At 70.8% G+C, this 2,605-nt stretch carries 4 protein-coding genes; 1 reads left to right on the top strand and 3 read right to left on the bottom strand.

All coding sequences use genetic code 11. The features are described 5' to 3' along the window. Positions 1-559 (top strand): hypothetical protein (locus DN069_RS40290; protein ID WP_111504530.1); only part of this gene is annotated, 559 nt, incomplete at its 5' end. A 27-nt stretch (positions 560-586) separates the two neighbouring features. On the opposite strand, the gene truA is transcribed toward DN069_RS40290, so the two are convergent. From truA to DN069_RS25125, 3 genes are all read right to left on the bottom strand, one after another. Continuing rightward, complete coding sequence (gene truA / locus DN069_RS25135; protein WP_111504528.1) at positions 587-1,480, bottom strand: tRNA pseudouridine(38-40) synthase TruA; 894 nt, start codon at positions 1,478-1,480, stop codon at positions 587-589. Positions 1,481-1,556: 76 nt separating this feature from the next. Further along, the gene (gene rplQ / locus DN069_RS25130; protein WP_042420240.1) at positions 1,557-1,994 is read right to left on the bottom strand and encodes a 50S ribosomal protein L17; all 438 of its coding nucleotides are present in this window, start codon (positions 1,992-1,994) and stop codon (positions 1,557-1,559) included. 149 nt (positions 1,995-2,143) lie between these two features. Beyond that, positions 2,144-2,605, bottom strand: a 462-nt coding sequence (locus DN069_RS25125; protein WP_279387931.1) for a DNA-directed RNA polymerase subunit alpha C-terminal domain-containing protein, incomplete at its 5' end; no start/stop codon positions are given.

The following is a 2,605-nucleotide window of genomic DNA, read 5'->3' as shown; positions in this document are numbered from 1 at the left end:
GCCCACCCCCAGCCCCACCCTGCTGGACCCGCTCACCCTGCTCTCCAGCGCCGCCACCGACAAGGCGCCGCTCAGCGCGGCCACGCTCTTCCCCGGCAAGAGCGTCACCGTCAACGCCCATCCCTACACGCAGGCACTGACAGCGACCTCGCCCTGCGCGGCGGCCGCCTCACCGGCGCTGGCCGCGGTGCTCGGCAGGAACGGCTGCCAGGGCCTGTTCCGGGCCACCTATGCGAACGGCTCGGCGATGGTCACCGTCGGCATCGCGGTCTTCGACAACGCCGCCCAGGCCAACGCGGTCAAGGCGGCCGCCGCGACGGGCAACGTCGCGGCCCTCTTCGGCGGACCGGTCAAGCCGTTCTGCCAGAAGCAGGAGTGCCGGATCTCCAGCAATGCGATCGGCCGCTACGCCTACTTCACCGTCGCCGGCTACCCGAACGGCAAGCCGGTCCCGGCCAACGACACCGTCGCTCTCGCGGCCAGCAACGACCTCGCCACGCTGGCCTTCCAGGACCTTGCGGACCGTGGCCGCGCGGAGGCCGCCGCCCAGTCCCACTGACCGCGCGGCCTCACTGACCTCCGAGCCTCACTGACCGCCCAGCACCCTCAACCGCCGGGCGGCACGGTTCCGCTCGGCGAGCAGCTCGTCGGCCGGGTAGCCGACCTCCTCCAGCGTCAGCCCGTAGGGCCGCACGACGTTGACGGCGGAGTTCCGCACCCCGCCGGCCAGCACCTCCCGCGGGAAGTCCAGCGGTCGCTGACCGCCGCCGACCAGCAGCATGGAGCCGACGAGCGCACGCACCATGTTGTGGCAGAACGCGTCCGCGCGCACGGTCCCGACGACCAGGCTCGGCGCACCCGGGCCGAGCAGCGCGTCGCCCTCGGTCCGCTCCCAGGAGAACTCCAGCAGCTCGCGGATGGTCGTCGCGCCCTCGCGCTTCTTGCAGTACGCGGCGAAGTCGTGCTCGCCGATGAGGCGTCCGGCCGCCTCGTTCATCAGCGCCACGTCCAGCGGCCGGTCGTGCCAGAGCACGTGCCCGCGCCGCAGCGGGTCGACGCCGCCCTGGGTGTCGCAGATCCGGTACGCGTAGCGCCGCCAGACCGCGCTGAAGCGGGCGTCGAAGCCGTCGGGCGCCTCGGACAGCCGCCACACCCGGATGTCCCCGGGAAGCCGCCCAGCGAGCCTGCGCAGCAGCTTCTCGCCCTCGGCCTGCCAGATCGCCTCCGGCAGGTCGACGTGCGCCACCTGCCCGCGCGCGTGCACACCCGCGTCCGTGCGGCCGGCGACGGTCAGCGAGAAGATCTCCCGCTGCCGCGTCACGACGGACACGGCCTCCTCCAGCTCCTGCTGGACCGTCCGCCGCCCGTTCTTCTGCCGCGCCCAGCCCGAGAACTCCGCACCGTCGTAGGCGAGGTCCAGCCGGATCCGGACGAAGCCGTCGGCGGGACCGTCGCGACGAGGCTCTTCTTCGCAGAGCATCAGTTGCTTCCTCTGAGTCGAAAACGGACCCGCCCCCACAGCTGGGAACGGGTCCGTCGTGGATCACGCGGGAGGATTACTCCGCCGCGGTCTCCTCCGTCTTCGCGGCGACCTTGGTCGCGGCCTCGGCCTCGCCGACGGCCTCCTGGGCCACGGTCAGGCCCTCGACCAGCTCGATGACGGCCATGGGCGCGTTGTCGCCACGGCGCGTACCGATCTTGGTGATACGGGTGTAGCCACCCGGACGGTTCTCGTAACGCGGGCCGATCTCCGTGAAGAGGGTGTGCAGAACCGCGATGTCCGTGATGACCTTGCGGACCTCACGGCGGTTGTGCAGGTCACCCTTCTTCGCCTTGGTGATCAGCTTCTCCGCGTACGGGCGCAGACGGCGGGCCTTGGCCTCCGTCGTGGTGATGCGGCCGTACTGGAACAGCTCACGGGCCAGACCGGCGAGCAGCAGACGCTCGTGGGACGGGCCGCCGCCGAGGCGGGCACCCTTGGCGGGCTGAGGCATGGTGTCTCCTTCAATATCCGACGTCGGCCGTATGAGGAACCGGGCCGGGCGTACGGGCAGTGCGCCCGCACGACTTAGACATACAGCTAACAAGAGTACGGGACCGCCGGAGCGGTCCCGTACCCAGGTGAATCAGCGAGACGTCAGTCTCAGTACTGCTCGGTCTCCGCGAAACCCGTGTCGTCGTCGTCGGCGCCGAAGGCGTCCGCGGCGGCGGTCGGGTCGAATCCGGGCGGGCTGTCCTTGAGGGCCAGGCCCATGCCGGCCAGCTTCGCCTTGACCTCGTCGATCGACTTCGCACCGAAGTTGCGAATGTCGAGCAGGTCGGCCTCGGAGCGGGCGACGAGCTCACCCACGGTGTGGATGCCCTCGCGCTTGAGGCAGTTGTAGGAGCGGACCGTGAGCTCCAGCTCCTCGATCGGCAGCGCCAGGTCAGCGGCCAGGGCGGCGTCCGTCGGGGACGGGCCCATGTCGATGCCCTCGGCGTCGAGGTTGAGCTCGCGCGCCAGGCCGAACAGCTCGACCAGGGTCTTACCGGCCGACGCCATGGCGTCACGCGGACGCATGGCTGGCTTGGTCTCGACGTCGACGATCAGCTTGTCGAAGTCGGT

The sequence above is a fragment of the Streptacidiphilus pinicola genome (assembly GCF_003258295.1).
GTDB lineage: Bacteria > Actinomycetota > Actinomycetes > Streptomycetales > Streptomycetaceae > Streptacidiphilus > Streptacidiphilus pinicola.
This window is presented reverse-complemented; position numbering and strand designations above follow the sequence as displayed.